Origin of the sequence: Mycobacterium timonense (assembly GCF_025821985.1) — a bacterium.
In the GTDB taxonomy this organism is placed as follows: Bacteria; Actinomycetota; Actinomycetes; order Mycobacteriales; family Mycobacteriaceae; genus Mycobacterium; species Mycobacterium avium.
This window is the reverse complement of the sequence record NZ_JACKSY010000095.1, coordinates 1-26,431: the sequence shown is the minus strand read 5'-3', so window position 1 is coordinate 26,431 and position 26,431 is coordinate 1. Positions and strand designations below refer to the sequence as shown.

The window sequence follows — 26,431 nt, the reverse complement described above, 5'->3', positions numbered from 1 at the left end:
CGTACCGTCACTATCCAAGCCGGCAAGCACACCCTGACCGCTGCTGAACCGCCACCACCCGACCTCGCCGAAATCCTCGCAAACATCCACAGCCTACGTGCGCACTAGCCTGATAAAAGTCGGGAAACATCCACAGCCTACGTGCGCACTAGCCTGATAAAAGTCGGGAAAGACGATCACCGCCTACTTCACCACCGCCACCGCGATTTACCCCAACGACGAGGTGCGGGTATCGGGTGTCAAGGTCGGCAACATCAAATCCATTGAGCCCCAAGGCACCCAGGCCAAGATGACGCTCAAGGTCGACCATGACGTGCCGATTCCGGCGGACGCCAAGGCGGTTATCGTCGCCTCGAACCTGGTGTCCGCCCGCTACGTGCAACTCTCGCCGGCCTACCGCGACAGCGGGCCGGTCATGCCCGACGGCGCGGTGATCCCCGTGGAACGGACCGCCGTGCCGGTCGAGTGGGACGAGGTCAAGACTCAATTGATGAGGCTGGCAACGGATTTGGGGCCCAAGAGTGGCGTGTCGGGGACGTCGGTGGGCCGGTTCATCGACAGCGCCGCCAATGCGCTCGACGGCAACGGCGACAAGCTCCGGCAGACACTGGCTCAACTGTCAGGCGTGGGCCGCATCCTTGCCAACGGCAGCGGCAACATCGTCGACATCATCAAAAACCTGCAGACCTTCGTCGGCGCGTTGCGCGACAGTAACGTCCAGATCGTGCAGTTCAACGACCGACTGGCCACGCTCACCAGCGTCGTCAATGACAGCAAGTCGGACCTGGACGCGGCGCTGACCGATCTGTCGACGGCGGTCGGCGAGGTGCAGCGTTTCATCGCCGGAACGCGTAACCAGACCAGCGAGCAGATTGCCCGGTTGGCCGATGTCACACAGATTTTGGTGGATCACCACATGGATCTGGAAAACATCCTGCACGTGGCGCCGAACGCGCTGGGCAACTTCTTCAACGACTACAACGCCGACACCGGAACCATCGTCGGCGGGTTCGGGATCATGAACTTCGCGAACCCGACATTCTCGGGCCTCATGGTTCCGCTGCCCGTGCCCGGCTGCACGGCAGTCGGTGCCATCGAGAACATCACCGCGGTCGAATCGGGCAAGCTGTGCTCGCTGTTCCTCGGGCCCGGGTTGCGGGTGCTCAACTTCAACAACCTGCCGATTCCGATCAATATCTTCCTGCAGAAGTCGGTGGACCCGTCCAAGATCCTCTACAGCGAACCGCGCCTTGCCCCCGGCGGCGAGGGCCCGAAGCCCGGACCGCCCGAGATCCCGCCCGCGGTGTCGGCCTACACCGGCCTGCCCGGTGATCCCGTGGGACCGCCGGGGGCGGAGCCGCCTGCGCGGATACCGGGCGCAGCGATGCCGCTGCCGCCGCCGCCATCGACACCGATGCCGCCGCCACCGCCCCCGGAGCCGGGCGTGTCCGGCATGCTGCTGCCGGCGCAAGGGCCACAACAATGATCGCCCGAGTAGCGACCCGCCGGGTGTTCGCCATCGGCTGTTGCGTGATGGTGACCGCCACGGGATGCGCATTCCACGGCCTGAATTCACTACCGCTGCCCGGCGCGGTCGGGCGCGGGCCGGGGGCCAACATCTACCATGTCGAGCTCCCGAATGTCGGCACGATGGAGTCGAATTCGCCGGTGATGATCGACGACGTCGTGGTCGGCAGCGTCGGTCAGATGAGGGTGCAGGGCTGGCATGCCGACGTCGAAATCTCGGTGAAGCGCGACGTCGTCGTCCCGGCAAACGTGGTGGCCACGGTCGGCCAGACCAGCCTGCTGGGGTCGATGCACGTCGAACTCAATACGCCGCTTGGCCAGCAGGGGAGCGGGCGGTTGCAGCCGGGTGCCACCATCCCGCTCAGCCGGTCGTCGGCCTACCCGTCGACCGAGCAGACGCTGTCGTCGCTGGGTGCGGTCGTCAACGGGGGAGGGCTGGGACAGATCGGCGAGATCATCCACAACTTCTCCGCCGCGCTGTCCGGGCGCGAGGGCGCGGTGCGTGACTTGATCACTCGCCTCGACACGTTCGTCGGAACGCTGGACGATCAACGCGACAACATCGTCGACTCCATCCAGGCGCTCAACCGCCTCGCCGGCACATTCGCCGAGCAACGCGACGTTGTCAGCCAGGCGCTGCAAAAGGTACCGCCGGCACTCGATGTGCTGATCAAGGAGCGGCCACGCCTGACCGCCGCCCTGGACAAGCTGCGCGTCTTCAGCAACACCGCCACCCGGTTGGTCAACGACTCCCAGGCCGACCTGGTGCAGAACCTCAAGAACCTGGAGCCGACCATCCGCGCGCTCGCCGACGTCGGACCGGAGTTCGGCACGGCGATCGCGGCGGGGTTCGTATTCCCGTTCACCCAGAACTTCGTCGACCGGGCGGTCCGCGGCGACTACTTCAACCTGCACGTTGATTTGGACCTGTCGATCCCACGGCTCAAGCGTGGCCTGATGTTGGGAACCCACTGGGGCCAGCTGGACCAGCCGCTGGTGCCGGAGCCCGGCGACCCGTATTACCTGCAATACACCCACGATCCGCTGCACGACCCGCTGCGGCCGCCGTGGGTCGGTCCGGGACCCAGGCAGATCGTGGGTGATCCGCTGCCCGGGCCTCCGCCGGGCGCGGCTCCGCTGCCGGGGCCCCCGCCGGGCGCGGCTCCGCTGCCGGGGCCCCCGCCGGGCGCGGCATCGCTGCCCGACGCGGGTCTCGGCCAAACACCGCCTGCGGCAACGGCACCGACGGAAGGTGGCGGATAGATGCTGACGCGCTTCGTCCGGATCCAGCTGGCGATCTTCCTGATCGCCGGGACCATCGGCGTGATCTCGATGGTGCTCTTCTACATTCAGGCGCCGACCCTGCTGGGCATCGGCCGGATGACGGTGACGCTGGAGTTGCCGGCCACCGGCGGCCTGTACCGGTTTTCCAACGTGACCTACCGCGGGGTTCAGCTCGGTAAGGTCACCGCTGTGGGGCTGACCCCGAGCGGTGTGAAAGCGACTCTGTCGCTTAGCACTTCACCGAAGGTCCCCGCGGACCTGACCGCGGAGGTGCTCAGTGTGTCCGCGGTGGGTGAGCAGTACGTGGACTTGCGGCCGAGGACCAATTCACCGCCCTACCTGCACGACGGATCGGTGATCGCCATGCGCGACACCAAGATTCCGCAGCCGGTCGGGCCAATGCTGGATCAGGTCAATGCCCTGGTCCAGAGCATCCCGAAGACCAAACTCGGCCAATTGCTCGACGAGTCGTTCCAGGGCTTCAATGGTTCCGGTTACGACCTTGGATCGCTGATCGACTCCTCACAGACGTTGTCCCGCGACGCCAACGGCGTCGTCGATCGCACCCGCGCCCTCACCGAAGACACCGGGCCGTTGCTGGATACCCAGGCACAAACCACCGATTCGATCCGAACCTGGGCGCGTAGCTTCGCCGGCATCTCGGATGTGATGGTGAACAACGATTCCCACTTCCGCACCATCCTGGAAAAGGGTCCCGAGACCGCGAACGAGGCGTCGCGACTGCTCGATCAGATCAAGCCGACGCTGCCGGTGCTGCTCGCCAACCTGACCACCATCGGTCAGATCGGCATCACCTACCATCCTTCGCTCGAGCAACTGCTGGTGTTGCTGCCGTCCGCGGTTGCCATCGAGCAGGCGGCCGCGGCCCCGAACCATCCCGAGGGCACCGCCCAGGGTGACTTCGCGCTGACGATCGACGACCCACCGATCTGCACCGTCGGCTTCATGCCTCCCAACACCTGGCGATCCCCGGACGACCTCAGTGACATCGACACGCCGGACGGGTTGTATTGCAAACTCCCGCAGGATTCGCCGCTCTCGGTCCGCGGTGCCCGCAACTATCCCTGCATGGGGCACCCGGGCAAGCGGGCGCCCACCGTCGAAATCTGCAACAGCGACCAGCCTTTCATGCCGCTGGCGATGAAACAGCATGTCCTGGGCCCCTACCCACTGGATCCGAATCTGCTTGCCCAGGGCGTCCCGCCCGATGACCGGGTCACCGTCAACGACAGGATCTTCGGACCCGTCGAGGGGACGCCGCTGCCGCCGGGGGCCGTGCCGCGCGGTGCGCCGGCTGGGCCTCGAGGCGAGAATCCGCCACCGGGTTCGGTCGGGGCGGCCGTGCCGCCGGTGCCGTCGTCGGGACCACCGGCGCTGGCGCCCATGTCGAGAATGTCGGCCGACCTGCCGCCCATAGCGCCGCTCGACGTCCCGACGCCGACGGAACTTCCCCCGCCGCCGCCACCACCGGCGCCCGCGGCACCGGATCAGGTCGACGGTGCAGCGCCCCAGGCCGCGCCAAGCGCGTTCGCAGGCAAGGCATCCAAGCCCGCGCCGTCGGTCGTGGTGGCCAAATACGATCCGCGCACCGGTCGTTACGTCGGGCCGGACGGAAAGCTGTATCAGCAGTCGGATTTGGTGACCCCGAAAGCGCCCAAGACATGGAAGGACATGCTGCCCACGTAACACCGAGCAGCGGTCAAGGCGCTACGCACCAAAAGCAGTGCAGGGTAAGCGTATTGGGGCCGCGGTGCTCGCTCAGCTCAGCTTGTCCAGGCGCAGCGGCATCGCGATGTCGAGCCACTGGTTTTGCCCGCACGCGCCGCTCGGGCCGACCGTCTTGTCCTTTCCGGCGAAGGTCGATGACCCGAGCTGATAGCCGCCGTATTCGTTCACCGGGTAGAAATAGAAGGTCTGCTGCCCGGTGAACGCGGTGCCGTCCTCGCACCGCTCCCAATTCGGCACCTCGTGTTTCACCTTCCACATCTGCCCGTCGCTCATATAAAGGGGGGCAGTCCATCCCAGGTCGCTGGTCACCGTGCCATGGCATTCCTGAAAGGTGTCGCACGTCGAGCTGATGGTCCAGGTCTGGACGACCGTCGGCTCTTCGAAGTACTGGTCGTTGCGCTGGGCCCAGTCGCCGATGGACGTGGCGCGGAACGTTCCGTTTACGGCCACTTCTTCCTTGGTTGTCGCCCCTGCTGTGGCCGCGGCGCCGAGACCGCCGAATGCGGTGGCAGCGACCAGCGTTGCGGTGGTGAGAGTTCGAACTGAACGCATCAGGTGCTCCTCGGCGGGAATGAACCGACAGTGCCTACGGCAGCTTTTCGGCATCGGTTGCCGGCGTTCTCGCGGGCTGAGAATAACACCGGAGCCGGCGGCGCGGAATCGATTGAGCCAAAGACGGCCGCGGTCACGACAGCGGATCCAACTTCGAGATCAGCCAGGAACCCTTGACTTTCGTCAACGTCACGCGGGCGCTGCTCGCGGTCGTCTGCGGTTCGGGCTTCTGCTTGCTGGTGGCCGTCTGGTTGATGAACACCAGTACGACCGCCGAGTCCGGATGCAACTCCGAGACGGCGGCCCGCACCACCTTCGCGGTTTCGGTGACCTGCTTCTGCTGCGCCAGCGCCGCGATCTGCTCGGTGAACTTGGTGTAGTAGGCGAGAAAATCACCGGTGAGATACGACTGCGCCTTCGCGAAATCACGGTTCAAGCTTTCGGGCGCATAGGACAGCACCGCCGCGGCACCGTCCGACGCCGCTTGCACTGCCCGGTGTGCCGCCGCGTCGCCGACGCGCTGATCCGGCCGGTACAGAACGAAGTACAGGCTGACGGTGACGCCGACCGCGCCGGCGACCAACGCCGTCGCGACAATGGAACGCCACCGCGCCGCGCACCGGCCGGCCCAGAGCTTGATGGTGGCAAGCCTACCGGCGCGAGCAGATCCCGCGGACGGCGATTCCGTCCTGTCGGTGGTCTCCACGTCGTCCAGCGACGAACCATGCTCGACAGTCATTGCAGGAAATCGACTTTCGACATTTTTAGCTGGCCGCCGTCGCGCGTGAGGCCAACGCTGATCCGCCACACGACGGGTGGCCGGTTCGTGTTGTCCGCGTTGGTGACATCGGTTTTCGCCGCGACCAGCACGACCGCCGAGTCGTGACTCATCGACTCGACGCCGACGGCTTCCACGGTTGCCTTGCTGCTGGCCTTCGACTCCTCCGCCTTTTGCAGCATGAGGCCTGACGTCGCTTCCAATTGCTTCTTGAGATCGCCGGTGCAGGCGTCGATGACGCGCTGGATGTCCTCCCTGGCGTGCTGGGCGTTCAGCGACATCAGCAGCACGACATCTTGCCGGGCCGCGGCGGCGTACTCGTCCGACAGCTGCCGGTTGTGTGCGGCGACCCGGTGTTGCCAGACCATGTAGCCGCTCGCGCCGAGCGATGCCGAGGCGAGCAGGATTCCGGCGCCGGCGGCGATTGCCCTGCGCCCCGGAAGGCGGAGCCAGCGCGACCGTCCGGGGCGCCGCGGGAGGCGCAGCCGGCCCCGGGCCGACTTCGTGGCACGCTGTTCGACGTCTTCGGCGGCGGCGTCGTCGCCGCTGGTTCCGGCCGCTGCGCGCAGCCTCGACAGGCGTTCCCGCGCCGCTGCGGCGCGCGCCTCGGCCTTAGCGACTTCGTCTTCGGCGTCCACTTCCGGGGTGGGCGTCGAGGCGGCGTCGAACCGGTCGGCGTCAGTCCCCTCCGGATGGTGCACGGAGAAGCAGCTTATCACTCGGGCCTGAGCTCGACGCCCTCGTCGGCCGGCTTCCCGGGGGGCTCTCACATGCGGAAATGCGCACTGCACCGCGCGTGGGACGCACTGGCGTCGGCTGCGGCGCGACGGTGACGGCGACCGGTCCCGCGTCATCTTCTCCAAGCAGGAGAATTTTCTTTTCAGGTGTGGCAGAGTAATCGGGTGCGATCAATCGTGGCCCTGGTTGCTGCGTTGCTCTGCGCGGGCGTGCTGGCGGCGCCACCGTCCTTGGCGGGGCCGACTGTGTGCGACTACCCCGCCTGCACTCCGGGCATCATGCCGCACCAGGTTCTGGGCGCTCCATGCGATAACACCACCTATTACGTCTTCGGTGTCGATGACAGCGTCGTACCCCCCGGCGCGCAGCCGGGACGGCTGATGTTCTGCGGCTCGCCGAGGAGATACCAGCCCAGATGGTTCCGGTCACCGCCGATGGCGGGAGTCAAGGAAGAAAACACCGAGTGCCAGAACTATCAGAACTACGTCGCGCAGGCGCCCGACGGTCTGTTCCTGGTGTGTTATCCGCACGACGGCATCATGAGCTGGATCCGCGCCGACACGTAGCCGCGTTACTCGACGGGCTTGCGAGGCAGACCGAGCAGGCGGCGGCTTAGATCGGTGACCCGGTCCAGCAATGTCTCGTCGTCGATGTCGACGACCAGCGGATGCATGACCGCGGTGCTGAGCGCGCCCGAGAACATGGCGGCCTCGATCCGCCCGTCGAGACCCGCATCGCTCAGCAGCACCCGATACAGGCGATCCATGAACCGTTGAAACGGCTCGTGCTCGGCCAGCAACCGGACGACCACGGGATCGAACTGCAGCGTGCGCACCAATCGGCGGTCACGAACCGCCATCTCGATCACCCGCACCAACAAGGCGTCCCGGGCTTGCGGCCCGTCATCGTGCGCTTCGGCCTCCTCGAGCGCCGGCACCAGCCGGCCCAGTTCTCGCTCGGTCACGGCGATGACGATCTGCTCCTTGGTTCGGAACTGGTGGTAGACAGCGGCTTTCGTGATGCCGACCGCGTCGGCGATCATCTGCAGCGACGTACCGCTGACACCGTTCGCGGCGAACAGATCCAGGGCGGCGTCGAGCACCCGCGTCCGGGCAGGGCTGTGCTCGACGAGCCAGAACTGCTCATCGCTGACCGCCTGCCGTGCCGTGCCCACGCACCGAGACTAGACGACGACTATTGACCGAGGCTAGCCGATCGGCTAGCTTCGCTGACGAGTCGAGTAGTGGCCGACTTCGTTCGGGAGGGAGTACCGATGTCCGACGTCGACGGTGGCCACGCGCGGGGGCCGCGCCGGGTCGACGGCGAGCTGATCCTGTTCTGGACACTGCCGGTTGCCTTGGTCCTGTGGATCGCCTCGTTTTTCCTCTTTCCGGGCTTCAATCCGCCGATGTCACCGTCGCTGCCGGCCGACCAGGTTGCCGCGTTCTACCGCGATCCGGCCCACCTGCCCGAAATCCGGTACAGCATGATCCTTTTCAACTGGTTCGGCGTGTGCCTTGTCCCGATCCTGACGCTGATCGTGCTGCAGATCCGTCGCATGGCGCATCGGACGCCGATCTTCTCCTACGCCATGCTCGGCTGCGCGGCCGGCGGCCCGACCCTGTTCCTGGTCGCCAACGTCTGCTGGTTGCTGGCTGCGTTCCGGCCGGAACGCAGCCCCGAACTGACCCAGCTGCTCAACGACTTCGGCTGGATCACCTTCACCATCGTGGTGCCGTTCTTGATCGGGCAAAGCGTAATCCTAGCTCTGGCAATCTATTTCGATGGCCAGCCGCGTCCGGTGTTCCCGCGTTGGGTGGCCCACTTCAACCTGCTGGTGGCCGCCGCGCTGGTGCCCGCGGCCTTCGTCGGGGTGTCGCTGACCGGCCCGCTGGCGTGGGACGGCTTGCTGTCGTTCTGGGTGAAGAACGTCGCCATCGCGGTGTGGATCGTCGTGATGGGCGTCGTTTTGGGGCGGGCGATCTACCGGGAGCGCGCCGAGAACACCGGCCGAGCAGATGAATTGGTGAGCGCTTGAGCGCCGTGCTGACTCCGGCAACGTCCACAGGCCCGCTGCATCAGCGGATCTTCTGGCAGCTGAGGCATGGCCCCAAACGGGAGCTGTGGCTGGCGTGGACGGTGCTCGTCGTCTTCTACGCCGCGTTCTTCCCGATGTTCTTCATCGTGGCGCAGGTCCAGCCGCCACCACAGCCCACCTGGGACCTTGCCACGCAAGCACATTGGTTCTCCGAGCGCCGCCTCGGTATCCCGTTCGGCTTCGGCGTCATCTTCGCCATCACCGGCATGACCGCGGTCAACAACGCCCTCATCGCGTATTCCATGCGGCGCATGTCCGTCAGCCGTGCTTTCGGCTATTCGTACCTGGTCATCTACTCGCTGGCCGCGGTCCCCGGCATGTTGCTGCTGTGCATCGCGCTGATCGTCGGAACACTGCGTCCCGAGCGCAACCGCGAAGTGCTCGGCTGGCTCTACGATTTCGCCTTCCTGTCTTTCGACGGGACCATGGGGGTGTTCCTGATCGGCTCGCTGATCTGGATGGTCGCGATCCTGCTCGACAAGAACCGGGTGTTCCCCAAGTGGTTCGGCTACCTCAACCTGTGCAACGCGCTGACCGAGGTCGTCGTAGCGCCGTGCTGGATCTTCCGGCGCAGCGTGCTGGCCTGGGACGGCCAGATCGCCTGGTGGCTGGACATGGTCGTGTTCGGCATCTACCAGGTCACTTTCATCGTCATGCTGTTCCAGATGATCCGCCGCGAGGATTTCGGCACTGGCCCGCTGCCCGACGATCCGGCGCCCAGGGAAAGAGGCGTGACGTCATGACCGGGCTGGCCGAGCGGCGCGCGACAACCCGGTTCGTGCCGGGGCAGCCGGACATGTGGGCCTTCGTGCTGTTCGAAACCCTGGTCTTCACCGCGTATTTCGGTTTCTACCTGTTCTATCGCGCCCGTAACCCCGAGCTGTTTCTGCACTCCCAGGCGCACCTGGACCTGCGGATCGGCGTGTTCAACACCCTGGTGCTGCTGCTGAGCTCGTGGTCGGTGGCGCGCTGCGTGCAGTCGGCGCGGGCCGGTGTCTACCGGGCGGCGCTGCGCGACGTGTACATCACGGCCGCCTTCGCCGCGGTGTTTTTGTTCTTCAAGGTGTTCGAGTGGGCCCGGCTGGTGCGCACCGGAAACGGGTTGGACAGCAACGACTTCTTCACCTACTACTTCTTTCTCACCGGCATCCACTTCGTGCATCTGCTGATCGGGTTCGTCGCGCTCGGCGTCGTCGTCTACCAGCTGCGCAGCCCGGCCCGCCGCTCGCAGGAGCTCGTCGAAACCTGCGCGACCTATTGGCACACCGTCGATTTCCTGTGGGTGCTCATCTTCGCGTTGCTGTATGTGGTGAGGTAAACGGTGAAATTCAACAAGCGGTTGATGATCGTCTGGCTGGTGCTGTCGGCGCTGACGCTGGCCTACCTGGGGATAGATCATTCCGCCGGGGGATCCCGCAAGGCCGGCGCGGTGGTCACCGCGAGCGTCATCGTGATCGCACTCGTCAAGGTGCGCATCATCTTTCGCGAGTTCATGGAGGTGCGCAACGCGCCGGTGCTGCTGTGCCGGCTCACCGATGCCTGGGTGGTGATCATGGCCGCGGCGATGCTCGGCTGCTACTTCATCGGGATGACCGTTTGATTCAGCCCACCGGTGCGACGGCGTCCGCGGTGGTGAACGTCAGGTGCAGTTCGCTCAACCCCCGCAAGATGTAGGTCGGCTCGTAGGTGTAGCGGCGGTCGCCGGCCGGACCGTGGTGAGTTTCGTTGATCTCGATGTGCGGCATCCGGTCCAGGATGCGCTCGATCGACACCCGTCCCTCGACCCGGGCCAGCGGCCCGCCCGGGCAGGAGTGGACGCCACGGGCGAACGCCATGTGTTCGCGAACGTTCTTGCGCCGCAAGTCGAATTCGTGTGGGTTCTCGAACCGGCGCGGGTCGCGGTTGGCGGCGCCGGGCAGGATCATCACCACCGTGCCGGCGGGGATGTCGACGCCGCCGATGGTGGTCGCCCTGCGCGCCAAGCGGGAATCGCTTTTCACCGGGCTCTCCATCCGCAGCGACTCCTCGATGAATGCGGGGATGAGGCTGCGGTCCTCCCGAAGCTGTTGCTGGATGTCGGGCCGGTCGCCGAGCACTTGCAGGGCCGCGCTGAGCAGCTTGGCGGTGGTCTCCTGACCGGCGGCGAACAGGAACGTCGCCGAGCGGACGACCTCGATGACCGGGGGCGTGGATCCGTCCGGATATTTCGCCTCCGCCAGGAAGGTCAGCACGTCCGCGCGCGGCTCGCGCCGCCGCTCCTCGATGTAGTTGCAGAACTTGTCGTCGAGCCATTCCAGCGGGTTGATGCCGACCGTCTCGTGGTCCAGGGCGCCCACCCGCGCGCCGGGACGGTCGGCGCCCAAGACCGTGCGGAACTGGGTGTGGTCTTCCTCGGGCACGCCGAGCAGGTCGGCAATCACCAAGGTGGCGAACGGCTTTGAGTATTCGGCGATGAACTCGCATTCACCGTTGTGCAGGAACTCGTCGAGCTGGCGGTCGGCGAGGCGCCACATGAACTCCTCGTTTTGCTTCAGCCGGCTCGGGGTCAGCAGCTTGGCCAGCACCGAACGGGCCTTGGTGTGCTCCGGCGGATCCATGGTGACCATGTGCTCGAACATCGGGAACGAACTGCGGTGCGCATCGATCTGGGCGCTGATGTCGTCGCCTTCGGGCGTGAAGGGCAGCGGCGGGAAGGGCCCGCCGAGGGCGACGATGTTGGAGAACGTCTCCGGGTCCTTGTAGACCTCGGTGGCCTCTTCGTAGCCCGTGATCGCGACGACGCCGTAGTGCGGCAGCCGCAGCACCGGGTTCTGGCTGCGCAGGTAGTCGAAGTACGGGTGCGGATCTGGGACCAGCGACGGATCGGTGAAGAAGTCGATCGAGTCGAAATTGCTCATCGGAGTGCGTCCCCCTGGGCTGGGTTTTACCGGTGGTGTTCGGCGGCAAGCCGTACCGCCGCCCGATTGCGAGATCGAAAATGTGCTGAGCACCTGCTTAGCATGGCGGTAATGTCAGGGTCAAGATCGCAACGCCGCGCCACGATACGATCCGTGGGGTCGGCAGGGATGGCACACAGTACGGAGCAGGGACATGACATCGGCCTCTTCGGGAGCCTCGTCCGGGGCCTCTTCGGGAGCCCGCAGGATCGGGGCGCCGGACGCGAAAAACCGTGGTCTGCTGCTCGATGCCGCCGAGCGGTTGATGCTCGAAGAGGGTTATGCGGCGGTGACTTCGCGGCGCCTGGCGAGCCGGGCGGGATTGAAACCTCAACTGGTGCACTACTACTTCCGCACCATGGAGGAGTTGTTCCTCGAGGTTTTCCGCCGCCGTGCCGAGGAAGGCCTTGCGGTGCAGGCGCAAGCGCTGCAGTCCGATCAGCCGTTGTGGGCGGTGTGGCGGTTCGGCACGGATCCCGCCTTCACCCAGATATCGATGGAATTCATGGCGCTGGCCAACCACCGTAAAGACATGCGGGCCGAAATCGCTTACTATGCAGAACGTTTCCGCGACGAACAACAACGGGCGGTTGCCGCCGCGCTGGAGCGTTACGGGGTGCAGAACAAGGACGTGCCGCCGGTGGTGTGGACCGTGCTGATGACCAGCTTGTCCCGCTTCCTGGTGCTCGAGCAGGCGATCGGCATGTCGAGCGGGCACGCCGAAACCGTGCAGCTGGTCGAGAGTTACCTGCGCCGGCTGGAAGGTGAGCCGAAGCCGATCGCGGGTGCGCCGTCGTCCTGGACGGTTCACCAGGGCCGGATCGAGCAGAGCACGCCCTTGGGGCCGTCCTTGGATACCACGACGGCTCCGTCGACCGTCAGATCGCAGTGAAGCCCTGGCGTGCCGGGTTCGGTGCCCGTGCTGGCCACGACCATCGCGTACACCTCGGGCTTGGACAGATCCAGCTCGTAGCTCCACGGCTTGCCCGGCGCGAGGTCGACGTCGACGTGCGGCGTGAACGAATAGGGGTTGTGGCTGTAGTCGGCGAAAATGGCCGGCTCATGGTCGAGGTAATAGATGCTGGTGTAGATCGGGTTCTGTGCGGTGACGGTGTATTTGACGTGGTGCATGACCGGCGGGTCGTCGGCATGCGCACGTCCGGCGCCCACCAGCACACCCGATGCCACTAACAGAGAAGTCAGCGACGCGACGGACCCGACGCCCATGGCCGTCCTCGGATTGATGGTCATGACGCTCCTCCGGCTGCCGGGCGAGGTTTGGTGTTGCGGGCCATGACCCGTTCCGCGGCCTGCCAGTGCGGGTCGGCAACCCATAGCCGTGCAAAGGATGCTATCGCCTCCTCGGGAGAAACCCCGCGGATTACCCGCTTTATCTCGGCCGCCGGGCGGCGCGCCAACGACCGCGCGATCGACCGCCAGCCCTGCTCCGCCGAGTCGAAGACGTCGCGCGGCAACACCCGGTCCACCAGGCCGATTCGTTCGGCCTCGACCGCGTCGAGCGCGGTTCCCGAACCGGCCAGCAGCAGCGCCCTGCTCTGTCCGACCAGCGCGGCCAGCCGCTCGGCTCCGCCCCAGGCCGGCATGATCTCCAGCGCCACTTGGTTGAAGGCGATCTTGATGTCGTCGGCCGCCACCCGAATATCGGCGGCGACGGCGACCTCGGCGCCGCCGCCGAAGGCGTGGCCGTTGAGGGCGGCAACGACGGGCGCGGGGAAGTCGGCCAGCTGGTCGCAGATGGCCCGCATCCGTCGGGCCATCGCCGCGGCATCCTCCTCGGTGCGCAGCGCGCTCAGCTCCTTGAGATCACCGCCGGACACGAAAGCGCGGTCGCCGGCGCCCGTGATCACCAGCGCCTGCGTGCCCGCGGCCGCGTCGAGCGCCTTCTCCAGTTGGTCCATGGTGTCCAGCGCGATGGCGTTGCGCGCATGCGGGCGATCGATGGTGAGCACCGCCAGCCCATCGTCGATCTCGAGGTCCACCATGCGTTGTCGCTCCTTGGCACCGGCCCGATATTGGCATTCTCTTTTCGCGAGAATAACATCATCGCTGCAGGCCCAGGAACTTTCATCGGCGAGGCGGGAGGTGACTCGGTGCGGAACCGATTCGTGGCGGCCGGCGCGGCCCTCACCGTCGCCCTGCTGGGAGCATGCACGTCGCGGCCGCCGGCCCAGCTCTCCAGCACGGCATCGGTGACCGTCGACGGCAAGGACCGAAACTTCCACATCGTCACCTGCCGGCAGTTGGAGTGGAGACGCATGATCGACATCGGGGCCGACTTCTCCGGCGCCAAGGTGGCCGTCGACGAAAACGCGCAGCCGCCGGTCGTCGAGTCCGTGCACATCCAGAACTTGAGTGGTTTCAGCGGCATGTACTCGCGGGGTGGCAGCGGAAGCGCCGACATGAGCATGACGGGAGACAAGTTCACCATCAGCGGCACCGCCGACGGCTACAAGACCGACAAGCCCGGTGAACCGGCCACGGCCACCTTCAAAATCGTCGTGACCTGCTGACCTCGCCGAATCGTCGTCCCAGCGGCGGCCACGTTGCGGTGGGCACCTGTAGAGAATACAATTCTCGCAAATTGCGAAGGAGGATTTCATGGGGCAACTGTCTCACCGGGAAGACGTCCCGTTTCCGATCTTTGACGCGGACAACCATCTCTACGAGCCGCCGGAAGCGCTGACCAAGTTCCTGCCCAAGGAGTACAAGGACTTCGTCCAGTACGTGCAGATCAACGGGCGCACCAAGATCGCGCTGCGCGGCGTGATCAGCAACTACATCCCCAACCCCACCTTCGAGGTGGTGGCCCGCCCGGGTGCCTGGGAGGAGTACTTCAAATACGGCAACCCCGAGGGCAAGAGCAAGCGCGAGCTGTTCGGTGAGCCGATGCGCGCGATCCCGGCCTTCTTCGAGCCCGGCCCGCGCCTGGAGAAGATGAACGAGCTGGGCCTGGACCGCACCCTGATGTTCCCGACGCTGGCCAGCCTGATCGAGGAGCGGCTGCGCGACGACCCGGTCGCCATCCACGTCCTCATCCACGCGCTGAACCAGTGGCTCGACGAGGTGTGGGGCTTCAACTACCAGAACCGGATCTTCACTACCCCGGTCATCACCCTGCCGATCGTGGAGAAGGCGATCGAGGAGCTGGAGTGGGTGGTCAAGCGGGGCGCCCGCGCCATCCTGGTCCGCCCGGCGCCGGTCCCCGGCTTCCGCGGGCCCCGGTCGTTCGCGCTGCCCGAGTTCGACCCGTTCTGGGAGCGCGTCGTCGAGTACGACGTGCTGGTCGGCATGCACTCCTCCGACAGCGGCTACTCCCGCTACACCTCCGAGTGGGACGGCGCCGACCAGGAGATGCTGCCGTTCCAGACCAACGCCATGGGCATCCTCAACGAGTGGCGGCCGATCCAGGACTCGGTGGCGTCGTGGGTGATCCACGGCGCGCTCTACCGTCACCCGAAGCTGAAGGTGGCGATCGTCGAGGCCGGTTCGAAGTGGATGACGCCGTTGCTGGACGGGCTGGCCGAGGTCTTCCGGAAAGCCCCGGAGGCCTTCCCCAGCGACCCCGTCGAGATGGTCAAGAACCGCATCCACGTCAGCCCGTTCTTCGAGGACGGCATCGACGACCTGGTCAACCTGGTCGGCGTGGATCAGGTCCTGTACGGCTCGGACTGGCCGCACCCTGAAGGGCTGGCGGAGCCGACCTACTACGTCAACGCGCTGTCGCACCTGCCCGTCGAGGACCAGGCCAAGATCATGGGCGGCAACCTCGGTCGACTCGTCACGGTGTGACGCCCGGCCGACGACGATGCAGAGCGCGAAGCGCGATGAGGAGGAGTCGGCCAACCTGAACAGTCCACGGTGGCAGACCATCCCCGAGATGGTCTTGAGCGCGGCGGACCGCTTCGGCGACGCGGAAGCAGTCGTCGACGGTCCGCTGCGCTTGACTTTCCAGCAGGTTGTCGAGCGAATACGTTGCGCCGCAGGTGCTTTCGCTGAGCTCGGCGTCGAAAAGGGTGATCGCGTCGCGGTGTGGGCGCCCAATTCGGCCGAGTGGATCATCGCGGCGTTCGGATTGCTCACCGCGGGCGGCGTGCTGGTGCCGGTCAACACCCGGTTCAAGACCGAGGAGGCCGCCGACATCATCGTCCGGGCCAGGGTCAAGGCCGTATTGGTCCAAAAGGGTTTCCTCGGACAGGATTACGCCGCGCCGGCGGGGATCCCGGTCATCGACATCAAGTCCGACTTCCTGTCCAGCGGCTCCCCGTTCTCGCGGCCGGTGAACGGCACCGACATCTCCGACATCATCTTCACCTCCGGCACGACCGGCCGCCCGAAGGGCGCCATGATGAACCATCGCCAGACGCTGCGGATGTACGACGAGTGGGCGACGCTGGCGGATCTGCGCGAGGGCGACCGCTACCTGCAGATCAACCCCTACTTCCACACCTTCGGTCTGAAGGCCGGGCTCATCACGTCGTTTCTGCGCGGCGCGACGATGCTGCCGGTCCCGGTGTTCGACGTCGACACGGTGGTGGATCTCATTGAACGAGAACGCATTACGATGCTACCCGGCCCGCCGACGTTGTACCACTCGTTGCTGACCGTGCCGGACAAGTCCAAGCTGGCGACGTTGCGGGCCGGCGTGACCGGCGCCGCCGACATCCCCGTCGAACTCGTCCGTCGCATCCACGACGAGCTGCCGTTCCAGACGCTGATGACCGGCTACGGACTGACCGAGGCCGGAAACGTGACATTGTCGCGGCCCGGCGATTCCTTCGAGGACGTGGCGACCACCGCGGGCGTGCCGTGCGAGGGGGTCGAGGTGCGCATCGCCGACGACGGCGAGGTGCTGGTGCGCGGCTACGGCGTGATGCAGGGCTACCTCGACGATCCCGCCGGCACGGCCGAGGCGATCGACGCCGACGGCTGGCTGCACACCGGGGACCTGGGCACCTTCACCGAGACCGGGCGGCTGCGCATCGTCGGGCGCAAGAAGGACATGTTCATCGTCGGCGGCTTCAACGCCTACCCCGCCGAGATCGAGGGCTTCCTGCTCAACCACCCGGCCGTCGCGCAGGCCGCCGTGATCGGCGTGCCCGACGAACGGATGGGCCAGGTGGGCAAGGCATTCGTGGTGGCGAACGCCGAGGTGTCCGAAAGTGACTTGCTGGCGTGGTGTCGAGATCGGATGGCAGGATTCAAAGTGCCAAGGACCGTCGAGTTTCTCGACGCGTTGCCGCTCAACGCCACCGGGAAAGTCATGAAAGACCAACTCCGTTGAACAACGGCGATATTCATTCGATGGTGATCGCGTCCGATTACCGGGTGCCGGATCCGACCCGGGTGTGGCCGCTGCTGGAACGCAACAAGGCGGCGCTCGCCGATATCGGCGCGCACCATGTGCTCGTCTACACCTCGACGCACGACTACGGCCGGGTGCTGGTGATGATCGGCGTGCACAGCCGGGAGCCGATCGTCGAACTGCTGCGGTCGCGGGTGTTCTTCGACTGGTTCGACGAGGCCGGCGTCGACGATATCCCCGCGGTGTTCGCCGGCGAGATCGTCGACCGGTTCATCACCCAACCGCCGACGAACCCGCGGGCGCCCGGCGTCGTGGTGGCCGCGATCGCCTCGGTCAACGACGTCACCCTGCTGACCTCCGAAGTCAGTTCCGCCATCGACAGATTCGCCCAAGCCGGCATCCGGAAGACCTGGGTGTTCCAGGCCTTCGACGACGACCATGAAGTGCTGATCCTGCAGGAGTTCCCCGACGAGGACAGCGCGCGGGAGTGGATCGACCATCCCGACGCCGCGGCCCAATGGATGTCCGGGGCGGGTATCGGCGCCTACCCGCCCCTGTTCGTGGGCCGCTTCTTCGACATGATGCGTATCGGGGCGGACTGAGGATCCGCCGGTGTTCGTGTGCCTGTGCAACGGGGTCACCAGCCAGACCGTGACCGAGGCCGTGCAGTGCGGCGCGTCGACCACCAACGAAGTCGCCCGGGCATGCGGAGCCGGCGCCGATTGCGGCCGCTGCCGGCGCACCGTGCAGGCCATCCTGCGATCCTCGTCCGGCAATCGAACGCCGAACTCGATCTAGCGGCGCGGGCTGCCGTCCGGTGAGGTCGGTCGCACGAGTTCGACCAGCAGGCGCGGGATCTCGAGCCGTGGCAGCACCACCTCGACCAGCACCATCCGGTCTTGGTGCCGCGCCGCGGCGGTCAACGCGTCATCGAGTTCGCCGTAGGTCTGCACCCGGAACGCCAGGTGATCGGTGACGCCCAACGCGTTGGGGACCTCCGTCCACTTCCACCCGACGATGTCGTTGTAGGGCGCCGTCTCGCCGTGGATCGCCCGCTCGACGGTGTAGCCGTCGTTGTTGACCACCACGATGACGGGGGAAAGCCCTTCGCGGGCAAAGGTGCCGAGCTCTTGGACGGTCAACTGCGCGGCGCCGTCCCCGATCAGCAACACCGTCCGGCGGTCCGGGTGCGCCACCGCCGCGCCGAGCGCGGCGGGCAGCGTGTAACCGATTGAGCCCCAAAGCGGTTGGCCGATGAAGGTGACTCCCTGCGGCAACCGGTGGTCTGCCATGCCGTAGAAGGAGGTGCCCTGGTCGGCCAGCACCACGTTGCCCGGTGTGAGGGCCGTGCACACCCGGTCCCACACCATCTTCTGGGTCAGCGGTTGCTCGCGGGGTGGGGGCGGCGGCAGCGGCTCGGCCGGCGGCGAGGCCACCGGCGGCGAGGAGACCCCGCGCCGTGTGAGGATCGCGGTCAGCGCCTGAAGCGCTTCGCCCATCTCCAACGGCGCGAACACCTCTCCGGCCACACTGCTTTGGTACTGGCCGACGTCGATGGTCCGGGCCGGGTCGATCCGCTGGCTGAAGAAGCCGCTGACCATGTCGGTGAACACCACCCCGGCGGTGACCAATACGGGTGCCTCTTCGATCGCGGTGCGCACCGCCGGCGCGCTGGCCGAGCCCGCGTAGATGCCCAGGAAGTTCGGTGAGCTCTCGTCGAGCAGACTCTTGCCCCACATTAGCGTGGCGTGCGGCACCACGTCGGCCGCCAGCAGCGCCTCGAGCTCCTTGATCGCCTGCAGCCGGTGCACCAGCAGGTCGGCCAGCACGGTGATCCGGTGCTCGCCGATGAGTGCCGCGGCGGCGTCGGTGAACATCGCCAGTGCGCGGGGGCTGGTACCGCCGGTGTAGCGGGGCAGCGCAGCCTCGGGTGGCTCGGTGGGGAAGCGGGCCACGTCGGTGGACAGCAGAATGTAGCCGGGTCGCTTCTGCTCGCGCACCTCCGACAGCACCCGGTCGATCTCTCTGCGCGCCGTCGCGGGCATGAGATTTGCTTGAGCGCAAGTGATTTCGCGGCTGACTCGGAAGAAGTGCTCGAAGTCCCCGTCGCCCAGCGAATGGTGCAGCGCGCGTCTGGTGCCCTGCGCGTCTTTCGACGGGCCGCCGACGATGTGCACCACCGGCACCTGCTCGGCGTAACTGCCCGCCACCGCGTTGGCCGCAGACAGCTCGCCGACCCCGAATGTCGTTACCAGCGCCGACATTCCGCGCAGCCGGCCGTATCCGTCTGCGGCGTAGCCGGCGTTGAGCTCGTTGGCGTTGCCGACCCAGCGCAGCCTGGGGTGGGCGACGATGTGGTCGAGGAACTCGAGGTTGTAATCACCCGGGACGCCGAAGATCTCCGAGACGCCGAGTTCGGCGAGGCGGTCCAACAGGTAGTCACCGACGGTGTATGCGGGTTCGGTCGCAGCATCAGTCACAGGCACGACGGTACGCTCGGTCGAATCCCGTCCGGGCGCGACGCCGTCCCAGTATCGTGCGGGCCATGGCACTGAAAGAATCCCGCGACATCGTCATCGAAGCCAGTCCGGAGGAGATTCTGGACGTCATCGCCGATTTCGAATCGATGCCGCAATGGTCGGAGCCGCACCAGAGCGCCGAGGTCCTGGCGACCGGCGCGACGGGCGGCCCAGCCAGGTCAGGATGAAGGTCAAGGTCGCCGGGATCACCGACGAGCAGGTCGTCGCCTATACGTGGGCGGACAACGTGGTGAGCTGGACGCTGGTCAGCTCGTCGCAGCAGAAGGCGCAGGACGGGAAGTACACCCTGGTGCCGCAGGGCGACGCGACGCTGGTCAAGTTCGAGCTTGTCGCGGACCCGAACGTGCCGCTGCCGGGGTTCGTGCTCAAGCGCGCCGTGAAGGGCACCATCGATTCCGCGACCAAGGCGCTGCGTCAGCGGGTGCTCGAGGTGAAGAAGGGGAAGTAGACGCGGTGAGCAGCGGAGGGCCGCTGGCCGGGGTGAGGGTCATCGAATTGGGCGGCATCGGCCCGGGGCCACATGCGGGGATGGTGCTCGCCGATCTGGGGGCCGACGTGGTGCGGGTGCGCCGGCCCGGCGTGGCGGCCATGCCGTCGGAGGACCGCGATCTGCTGCACCGCGGCAAGCGGATCGTCGACCTGGACGTCAAAGCCCGACCGCGGGCGCTGCTGGATCTGGCCGCCAAAGCCGATGTGCTGCTGGACTGTTTCCGCCCCGGCACCTGCGAGCGACTCGGCATCGGTCCCGACGACTGCGCGGCCGTCAACCCGCGGCTGATCTTCGCGCGCATCACCGGCTGGGGGCAGCACGGGCCGCTGGCGCAGACGGCCGGCCACGACATCAACTATCTGTCGCAGACCGGCGTGCTGTCGGCGCTGGGCCACGCCGACCGTCCGCCGCTCCCGCCGCTGAACCTGGTGGCCGACTTCGGCGGCGGCTCGATGCTGGTGCTGCTCGGCATCACCGCCGCGCTCTACGAACGGGAACGCTCCGGCCGCGGGCAGGTGATCGACGCGGCGATGGTGGACGGGGTCAGCCTGCTGGCCCAGATGATGTGGACGATGAAGTCCACTGGCGCACTGCGCGACCGGCGCGAATCGTTCCTGCTCGACGGCGGCGCCCCGTTCTACGGCTGCTACGAGACCGCCGACGGCAAGTACGTCGCCGTCGGCGCCATCGAGCCGCAGTTCTTCGCGGCGTTGCTCGACGGGCTTGGCCTGTCACCGGAGGAGGTGCCCGGCCAGCTCGACCGGGATTCCTACCCACGGATGCGCGAGATTTTCACCCAGCGGTTCGCCGGCCGAACCCGTGACGAATGGGCGCGAGTGTTCGCCGGCACCGACGCGTGCGTCACCCCGGTGCTGACGTGGAGTGAGGCGGCCGCGAGCGAGCACCTGCGGGCGCGGTCCACGGTGATCACCGCCCACGGCGTCGACCAGGCCGCGCCCGCCCCCCGCTTTTCGCACACCCCCGCCCGGCCGGTCGGGCGACCGCCCGCGACATCCACGCCGCTGGACGAAATCAACTGGTAGAACGCCGGTTACGTCGAACCGTTCCGCACCGGCAGCGGCGTTGCTAAGTTCATCTCAGTGGCCGTAAAAGCATCACGCGAATTCGTCGTCAACGCGCCGCCAGAAGTGGTCATGGAGGCGCTGACAGATGTCGGCGTCCTGTCGTCGTGGTCACCGCTGCACAAACACATCGAGGTGATCGACCGCTATCCCGACGGTCGGCCGCACCACGTCAAGACCACCATCAAGATCCTGGGGCTGGTCGACAAGGAGATCCTGGAATATCACTGGGGTCCCGACTGGGTGGTCTACGACGCCAAAGGCACCTCGCAGCAACACGGTCAGCACGTCGAGTACAACCTCAAACCCGAGGGCGTCGGCCAGACCCGGGTCCGCTTCGACGTCACCGTCGAACCCGGCCGCCCCATGCCCGCGTTCATCGTCAGGCGGGCGAGCGAGAACGTCCTCGACGCCGCGATGAAGGGATTGCAGGAATTGGTGATGCGCGCCAAGGATTTGAGGGATTCGGGGGAGGCGGAATAGTCGGCCGTGGCCGTGCAAGCGTCGTCGGAAATCGTCATCGACGCGCCTCCGGAGGTGATCATGGAGGCGCTCGCCGACATGGACGCGGTGCCGTCGTGGTCGTCGGTGCACAAGCGGGTCGAGGTCATCGACAAGCATCCCGACGGCAGGCCGCACCACGTGCGGGTCACGATCGCGGTGGTCGGAATCCATGACACCGAACTGCTCGAATACCACTGGGGCCCCGACTGGATGGTGTGGGACGCCGACAGGACGGCCCAGCAACACGGTCAGCACGGCGAGTACAACCTGAGCCGGCTGGGCGACGACAAGACCCGGGTGCGCTTCACCATCACGGTCGAACCGTGGGTGCCGCTACCGGAGTTCTGGGTCAGGCGGGCCCGCAAGAAGATCCTGCACGCCGCGCTGGAGGGGCTGCGCAAGCGGGTGATGGTGCCGGAGGCGTTCGGCCGGGCTGACTGACTTAGCCGGTGCCGCGCAGCGCGGCCAGCCGCCGGATCGCCTCGTCGAGGGTGTCGTCGCGTTTACAGAAGGTGAAGCGCACCAAGTGATTCCACACGTCGGCCGGCCCGTGCGCTCCGGCCGGGTCGCAGAAGGGCGACAACGGGATCGCGGCCACCCCGACCTTCTCCGGCAGCGCCGCGCAGAACGCCACGCTGTCGTCGTAGCCCAGCGGGCGCGGATCGGCGCACAGGAAATAGGTGCCGGCGCTGTCGTGCACCTCGAACCCGATGTTGATCAGCCCGGTGGCCAGCCGGTCCCGGCGGGCCCGCAGACGGTCGCGCAGATCAGCCACCCAGGCGTCCTGCGTCTCCAACGCCAACGCCACCGCCGGCTGGAACGGCGCACCCCCGACATAGCTCAGGTACTGCTTGGCGGCACGCACTCCGGCGATGAGATGTGCTGGGCCGCAAGCCCATCCGATCTTCCAGCCGGTGCAGTTGAACATCTTGGCCGCGCTGGAGATGGTGATCGTGCGCTCGGCCATGCCGTCGAAGCCGGCCAGCGGCAGATGCCGGTGGTCGTCGAAGACCAGATGCTCGTACACCTCGTCGGTGATCACCAGCAGGTCGGACTCCACCGCGACCTCGGCGATGGCCGCCAGTTCGGTGGCACCGAGCACCGTGCCGGTCGGATTGTGCGGCGAGTTGACGATCAGCGCGCGGGTGCGCGGCGTTACCGCCCGCCGCAGTGCGTCGGCGTCCAGGGCGAAGCCGCGGCCGTGGGGGACCAGCGGTACGGCGACCCGCTGGGCGGAGGCCATCGCGATCACCGGCGAGTAGGAGTCGTAGAACGGCTCGATGAGCAGGACCTCGGAGCCGGGTTCGACCAGGCCGATCACCGCCGAGGCGATCGCCTCGGTGGCCCCGACCGTCACCAGCACCTCGGTGTCGGGGTCGTACTCGATGCCGTAGCGGCGGTGTCGCTGGGCCGCGATGGCATGCCGCAGCGGCGCGATCCCGATCCCGGGCGGGTATTGGTTGACGCCGTCGGCGATCGCCTCGTGGGCGGCCTTGAGCATCTCCGCGGGCCCGTCCTCGTCGGGAAAGCCCTGGCCGAGGTTCACCGCCCCCACCCGCGCGGCCAGCGCCGACATCTCGGCGAACACCGTGGTGGCGTACGGGCGCAGTCGCGAGACCGTCATGGTGGTCGAGCTTAGGCCCGGCGGGTCGCCGCCCCGCCGCTTCCCCGGCGAGCGTCTCTCCTCGGCGCGCGGCTCTCCCCGGCGCGCGGCTCTCCCCGGCGAGCGGCTCGGCTCTGCCCGGCGAGCGGCTCTCCCCGGCGAGCGTGAAGTTAGTTTCACGTTCGGCGCCGAGCGTGAAGTTAGTTTCACGCTCGGCGGGAAAGAGCCCCAGCGGGCCGGCGCCTGGCGCTCGGCGGGAAACAGCCCCAGCGGGCCGGCGCCTGGGCCTCGGCGGGAAAGAGCCAAGGCCTCGCTGACCTGCGCGGAAGTGCCCAACCAACAGGTTGGACGGGGGCCCTGTTAGGGTGGGGCCGGAACCTTGTCTTGAAGACGGATTCGCACCCTATTCGCCAGAACAGGCCAGAACAGGAAGTCGTCATGTCCGAAGAAGCTTTTATCTACGAAGCCATCCGCACACCGCGGGGCAAGCAGAAGAACGGCTCGCTGACCGAGGTGAAGCCGCTCAACCTGGTGGTAGGCCTGGTCGACGAGCTGCGCCGGCGCTACCCCGACCTGGACGAGACGCTGATCAGCGACATGATTCTGGGCGTCGTCTCGCCGGTCGGCGACCAGGGCGGCGACATCGCCCGCACCGCGGTGCTGGCCGCCGGCCTGCCCGAGACCACCGGCGGCGTGCAGCTCAACCGGTTCTGCGCCTCGGGCCTCGAGGCCGTCAACACCGCCGCCCAGAAGGTGCGCTCCGGCTGGGACGACCTGGTGCTGGCCGGCGGTGTGGAGTCGATGAGCCGGGTCCCGATGGGCTCCGACGGCGGCGCCTGGGCCACCGACCCGGAGACCAACTACCGGATCGGCTTCGTGCCGCAGGGCATCGGCGCCGATTTGATCGCCACCCTCGAGGGCTTCTCCCGCGAGGACGTCGACGCCTACGCGCTGCGCAGCCAGCAGAAGGCCGCCGCCGCCTGGTCGGGCGGCTACTTCGCCAAGTCGGTGGTGCCGGTGCGTGACCAGAACGGTCTGGTCATCCTCGACCACGACGAGCACATGCGGCCCGACACCACGATGGAGGGCCTGGCCAAGCTGAAGACCGCGTTCGACGGTGTCGGCGAGATGGGCGGCTTCGACGACGTGGCGCTGCAGAAGTACCACTGGGTCGAAAAGATCAACCACGTCCACACCGGCGGCAACAGCTCGGGCATCGTCGACGGCGCTGCGCTGGTGCTGGTCGGCAGCGAAAAGGCCGGCAAGTCGCAGGGCTTGACCCCGCGGGCCCGCATCGTGGCCACCGCGACCAGCGGCTCGGACCCGGTCATCATGCTCACCGGCCCCACCCCGGCCACCCGCAAGGTGCTCGACCGGGCCGGCCTGACGATCGACGACATCGATCTGTTCGAACTGAACGAGGCGTTCGCGTCGGTGGTGCTGAAGTTCCAGAAGGACCTCAACATTCCCGACGAGAAGCTCAACGTCAACGGCGGCGCCATCGCGATGGGCCACCCGCTGGGCGCCACCGGCGCCATGATCACCGGCACCATGGTCGACGAGCTCGAGCGCCGCAACGCGCGTCGCGCCCTGATCACGCTGTGCATCGGCGGCGGCATGGGTGTCGCCACCATCATCGAGAGGGTTTAAGACCATGGCAGAGAACACCATCAAGTGGGACAAGGACGCCGACGGCATCGTCACGCTGACGCTCGACGACCCGACCGGGTCGGCCAATGTGATGAACGAGCACTACAAGGAATCGATGCACAACGCCGTCGAACGCCTTGTGGCAGAGAAGGATTCGATCACCGGTGTGGTGATCACCAGCGCCAAGAAGACGTTCTTCGCCGGCGGTGACCTCAAGAGCATGATCAACCTCGGCCCGGAGAACGCCGGTGAGGCGTTCGACACCGTCGAGGCGGTCAAGCGCGACCTGCGCGCGCTGGAGACGCTCGGCAAGCCGGTGGTGGCCGCCATCAACGGCGCGGCGCTGGGCGGCGGGCTGGAGATCGCGCTGGCCTGTCACCACCGGATCGCCGCGGACGTCAAGGGGCTGGTCGTCGGCCTGCCCGAGGTGACCCTGGGCCTGCTGCCCGGCGGCGGCGGGGTGACCCGCACCGTGCGGATGTTCGGCATCCAGAACGCGTTCATGAACATCCTGAGCCAGGGCACCCGGTTCAAGCCGGACAAGGCCAAGGAGATCGGCCTGGTCGACGAGCTGGTCGGCAGCGTCGAGGAACTGGTGCCCGCCGCCAAGGCGTGGATCAAGGCCAACCCCGACGCCCACGAACAGCCTTGGGACAAAAAGGGTTACAAGATGCCCGGCGGCACCCCGTCCAGCCCCGCGCTGGCCGGCATCCTGCCGTCGTTCCCGGCGCTGCTCAAAAAGCAGCTCAAGGGCGCCCCGATGCCCGCACCGCGTGCCATCCTGGACGCGGCCGTCGAGGGCGCTCAGGTGGACTTCGACACCGCCAGTCGCATCGAGAGCCGCTACTTCACCCAGCTGGTCACCGGCCAGGTCGCCAAGAACATGATCCAGGCGTTCTTCTTCGACCTGCAGCACATCAACGGCGGCGGCTCCCGCCCCGAGGGCATCGAGCCGGTCAAGATCAACAAGATCGGTGTGCTCGGCGCGGGCATGATGGGCGCCGGCATCGCCTATGTCTCGGCCAAGGCCGGCTTCGACGTGGTGCTCAAGGACGTCAGCCTCGAGGCCGCCCAGAAGGGCAAGGGCTACTCGGAAAAGCTTGAGGCCAAAGCACTTCAGCGGGGCAAGACCACCGAGGAGAAGAGCAAGTCGCTGCTGGACCGCATCACCCCGACGGCCGACGCCGCCGACTTCAAGGGCGTCGACTTCGTGATCGAGGCGGTGTTCGAGAACCAGGAACTCAAGCACAAGGTCTTCCAGGAGATCGAGGACATCGTCGAGCCCAACGCGCTGCTCGGCTCCAACACCTCGACGCTGCCGATCACCGGTCTGGCCACCGGTGTCAAGCGGCAGGAGGACTTCATCGGGATCCACTTCTTCTCCCCGGTCGACAAGATGCCGCTGGTCGAAATCATCAAGGGCGAGAAGACTTCCGACGAGGCGCTGGCCCGCGTGTTCGACTACACGCTGGCCATCGGCAAGACCCCGATCGTGGTCAACGACAGCCGCGGCTTCTTCACCAGCCGCGTCATCGGCACCTTCGTCAACGAGGCGCTGGCCATGCTCGGTGAGGGCG

The 26,431-nt window shown here is 66.8% G+C and carries 27 protein-coding genes and 2 pseudogenes; 20 read left to right on the top strand and 9 right to left on the bottom strand.

The genetic code is table 11. The features are described from left to right. Positions 1-169: 169 nt before the first annotated feature. The 3 genes and pseudogenes from H7I87_RS20575 to H7I87_RS20565 form a co-directional block, all read left to right on the top strand. Positions 170-1,486: pseudogene (locus H7I87_RS20575) on the top strand (MCE family protein); the annotation flags it as partial. After that, positions 1,483-2,790: an MCE family protein gene (locus H7I87_RS20570; protein WP_033722387.1), complete on the top strand. Its 1,308-nt coding sequence runs from the start codon at positions 1,483-1,485 to the stop codon at positions 2,788-2,790. The pseudogene H7I87_RS20575 and the gene H7I87_RS20570, both read left to right, overlap by 4 nt. Then, positions 2,791-4,518, top strand: coding sequence for an MCE family protein (locus tag H7I87_RS20565; protein WP_011723857.1), 1,728 nt, complete (start codon positions 2,791-2,793; stop codon positions 4,516-4,518). A 72-nt stretch (positions 4,519-4,590) separates the two neighbouring features. Here H7I87_RS20565 and H7I87_RS20560 read toward each other — a convergent pair whose 3' ends face one another. The 3 genes from H7I87_RS20560 to H7I87_RS20550 form a co-directional block, all read right to left on the bottom strand. After that, a complete protein-coding gene (locus H7I87_RS20560) occupies positions 4,591-5,112 on the bottom strand; it encodes an Rv2253/PknI dimerization domain-containing protein (RefSeq protein WP_003872966.1) in 522 nt (173 codons plus the stop codon). A 133-nt stretch (positions 5,113-5,245) separates the two neighbouring features. Further along, positions 5,246-5,851: an Rv1363c family protein gene (locus H7I87_RS20555; protein ID WP_011723858.1), complete on the bottom strand. Its 606-nt coding sequence runs from the start codon at positions 5,849-5,851 to the stop codon at positions 5,246-5,248. Continuing rightward, a complete protein-coding gene (locus H7I87_RS20550; RefSeq protein ID WP_011723859.1) occupies positions 5,848-6,591 on the bottom strand; it encodes an Rv1363c family protein in 744 nt (247 codons plus the stop codon). Before H7I87_RS20550 ends, H7I87_RS20555 begins: the two co-directional genes overlap by 4 nt. Before the next feature lie 201 nt (positions 6,592-6,792). On the opposite strand from H7I87_RS20550, the gene H7I87_RS20545 reads away from it, so the two are divergent. Then, the gene (locus H7I87_RS20545) at positions 6,793-7,194 is read left to right on the top strand and encodes a hypothetical protein (RefSeq protein WP_224097168.1); all 402 of its coding nucleotides are present in this window, start codon (positions 6,793-6,795) and stop codon (positions 7,192-7,194) included. Positions 7,195-7,199: 5 nt separating this feature from the next. Here H7I87_RS20545 and H7I87_RS20540 read toward each other — a convergent pair whose 3' ends face one another. Next, complete coding sequence (locus H7I87_RS20540) at positions 7,200-7,802, bottom strand: TetR/AcrR family transcriptional regulator (protein ID WP_009975079.1); 603 nt, start codon at positions 7,800-7,802, stop codon at positions 7,200-7,202. A 99-nt stretch (positions 7,803-7,901) separates the two neighbouring features. On the opposite strand from H7I87_RS20540, the gene H7I87_RS20535 reads away from it, so the two are divergent. The 4 genes from H7I87_RS20535 to H7I87_RS20520 are packed head-to-tail and all read left to right on the top strand — an operon-like array spanning position 7,902 to position 10,326. Further along, positions 7,902-8,666 (top strand): hypothetical protein, encoded by a 765-nt coding sequence (locus H7I87_RS20535; RefSeq protein WP_011723861.1) that lies wholly within the window; start codon positions 7,902-7,904, stop codon positions 8,664-8,666. Then, positions 8,663-9,469, top strand: a complete 807-nt coding sequence (locus H7I87_RS20530) for an MFS transporter (protein ID WP_003872960.1) — start codon at positions 8,663-8,665, stop codon at positions 9,467-9,469. The genes H7I87_RS20535 and H7I87_RS20530 overlap by 4 nt, the downstream gene beginning before the upstream one ends. Beyond that, on the top strand, positions 9,466-10,044 hold the full coding sequence (locus tag H7I87_RS20525) for a cytochrome c oxidase subunit 3 family protein (RefSeq protein ID WP_003872959.1): 579 nt from the start codon (positions 9,466-9,468) through the stop codon (positions 10,042-10,044). Before H7I87_RS20530 ends, H7I87_RS20525 begins: the two co-directional genes overlap by 4 nt. A gap of 24 nt (positions 10,045-10,068) precedes the next feature. Next, complete coding sequence (locus tag H7I87_RS20520; RefSeq protein WP_031344484.1) at positions 10,069-10,326, top strand: cytochrome C oxidase subunit IV family protein; 258 nt, start codon at positions 10,069-10,071, stop codon at positions 10,324-10,326. 1 nt (position 10,327) lies between these two features. Here the strand turns inward: H7I87_RS20520 and H7I87_RS20515 are convergent, their stop codons facing one another. After that, on the bottom strand, positions 10,328-11,623 hold the full coding sequence (locus tag H7I87_RS20515; protein ID WP_003872955.1) for a cytochrome P450: 1,296 nt from the start codon (positions 11,621-11,623) through the stop codon (positions 10,328-10,330). A 193-nt stretch (positions 11,624-11,816) separates the two neighbouring features. Here H7I87_RS20515 and H7I87_RS20510 point away from each other — a divergent pair, with 193 nt between their 5' ends. Further along, positions 11,817-12,554, top strand: coding sequence for a TetR/AcrR family transcriptional regulator (locus H7I87_RS20510; protein ID WP_011723864.1), 738 nt, complete (start codon positions 11,817-11,819; stop codon positions 12,552-12,554). Here H7I87_RS20510 and H7I87_RS20505 read toward each other — a convergent pair. Next, on the bottom strand, positions 12,470-12,913 hold the full coding sequence (locus H7I87_RS20505; protein ID WP_003872951.1) for an Rv2576c family protein: 444 nt from the start codon (positions 12,911-12,913) through the stop codon (positions 12,470-12,472). The genes H7I87_RS20510 and H7I87_RS20505 overlap by 85 nt on opposite strands. After that, a complete protein-coding gene (locus H7I87_RS20500; protein WP_062908684.1) occupies positions 12,910-13,665 on the bottom strand; it encodes an enoyl-CoA hydratase/isomerase family protein in 756 nt (251 codons plus the stop codon). Before H7I87_RS20500 ends, H7I87_RS20505 begins: the two co-directional genes overlap by 4 nt. Positions 13,666-13,773: 108 nt before the next feature. On the opposite strand from H7I87_RS20500, the gene H7I87_RS20495 reads away from it, so the two are divergent. The 5 genes from H7I87_RS20495 (at position 13,774) to H7I87_RS20475 (ending at position 17,783) form a co-directional block, all read left to right on the top strand. Continuing rightward, on the top strand, positions 13,774-14,193 hold the full coding sequence (locus H7I87_RS20495; protein ID WP_011723865.1) for a lipoprotein LpqH: 420 nt from the start codon (positions 13,774-13,776) through the stop codon (positions 14,191-14,193). Between the two features lie 88 nt (positions 14,194-14,281). Then, on the top strand, positions 14,282-15,472 hold the full coding sequence (locus H7I87_RS20490; RefSeq protein ID WP_009975090.1) for an amidohydrolase family protein: 1,191 nt from the start codon (positions 14,282-14,284) through the stop codon (positions 15,470-15,472). 16 nt (positions 15,473-15,488) lie between these two features. Next, positions 15,489-16,964 carry a FadD3 family acyl-CoA ligase gene (locus tag H7I87_RS20485; protein ID WP_003872944.1) on the top strand — a complete coding sequence of 492 codons (1,476 nt, stop codon included), beginning with the start codon at positions 15,489-15,491 and terminating at the stop codon, positions 16,962-16,964. Beyond that, positions 16,961-17,587, top strand: a complete 627-nt coding sequence (locus tag H7I87_RS20480) for a hypothetical protein (RefSeq protein ID WP_016705570.1) — start codon at positions 16,961-16,963, stop codon at positions 17,585-17,587. Before H7I87_RS20485 ends, H7I87_RS20480 begins: the two co-directional genes overlap by 4 nt. A 10-nt stretch (positions 17,588-17,597) precedes the next feature. Beyond that, positions 17,598-17,783 carry a (2Fe-2S)-binding protein gene (locus tag H7I87_RS20475; RefSeq protein ID WP_003872942.1) on the top strand — a complete coding sequence of 62 codons (186 nt, stop codon included), beginning with the start codon at positions 17,598-17,600 and terminating at the stop codon, positions 17,781-17,783. Here the strand turns inward: H7I87_RS20475 and H7I87_RS20470 are convergent. Further along, on the bottom strand, positions 17,780-19,465 hold the full coding sequence (locus H7I87_RS20470; RefSeq protein WP_009975093.1) for an alpha-keto acid decarboxylase family protein: 1,686 nt from the start codon (positions 19,463-19,465) through the stop codon (positions 17,780-17,782). The genes H7I87_RS20475 and H7I87_RS20470 overlap by 4 nt on opposite strands. Positions 19,466-19,530: 65 nt before the next feature. Here H7I87_RS20470 and H7I87_RS20465 point away from each other — a divergent pair. The 4 genes and pseudogenes from H7I87_RS20465 (at position 19,531) to H7I87_RS20450 (ending at position 22,042) form a co-directional block, all read left to right on the top strand. Continuing rightward, positions 19,531-19,973 (top strand): annotated as a pseudogene (locus tag H7I87_RS20465) (SRPBCC family protein). Between the two features lie 5 nt (positions 19,974-19,978). Then, positions 19,979-21,058, top strand: a complete 1,080-nt coding sequence (locus tag H7I87_RS20460; protein ID WP_095786059.1) for a CaiB/BaiF CoA transferase family protein — start codon at positions 19,979-19,981, stop codon at positions 21,056-21,058. A 57-nt stretch (positions 21,059-21,115) separates the two neighbouring features. Next, on the top strand, positions 21,116-21,580 hold the full coding sequence (locus tag H7I87_RS20455) for an SRPBCC family protein (RefSeq protein ID WP_010948974.1): 465 nt from the start codon (positions 21,116-21,118) through the stop codon (positions 21,578-21,580). Positions 21,581-21,586: 6 nt separating this feature from the next. Beyond that, positions 21,587-22,042 (top strand): SRPBCC family protein, encoded by a 456-nt coding sequence (locus tag H7I87_RS20450; RefSeq protein ID WP_011723872.1) that lies wholly within the window; start codon positions 21,587-21,589, stop codon positions 22,040-22,042. A gap of 1 nt (position 22,043) precedes the next feature. Here the strand turns inward: H7I87_RS20450 and H7I87_RS20445 are convergent, their stop codons facing one another. After that, complete coding sequence (locus H7I87_RS20445; protein ID WP_063967044.1) at positions 22,044-23,225, bottom strand: pyridoxal phosphate-dependent aminotransferase; 1,182 nt, start codon at positions 23,223-23,225, stop codon at positions 22,044-22,046. 417 nt (positions 23,226-23,642) lie between these two features. Between H7I87_RS20445 and H7I87_RS20440 the strand changes: the two genes are divergently transcribed. Further along, entirely contained in the window at positions 23,643-24,854 is a 1,212-nt protein-coding gene (locus tag H7I87_RS20440; protein WP_009975099.1) for an acetyl-CoA C-acetyltransferase, read from the top strand. 4 nt (positions 24,855-24,858) lie between these two features. Further along, positions 24,859-26,431, top strand: a 1,573-nt coding sequence (locus tag H7I87_RS20435) for a 3-hydroxyacyl-CoA dehydrogenase NAD-binding domain-containing protein (RefSeq protein WP_264002855.1), incomplete at its 3' end; no start/stop codon positions are given.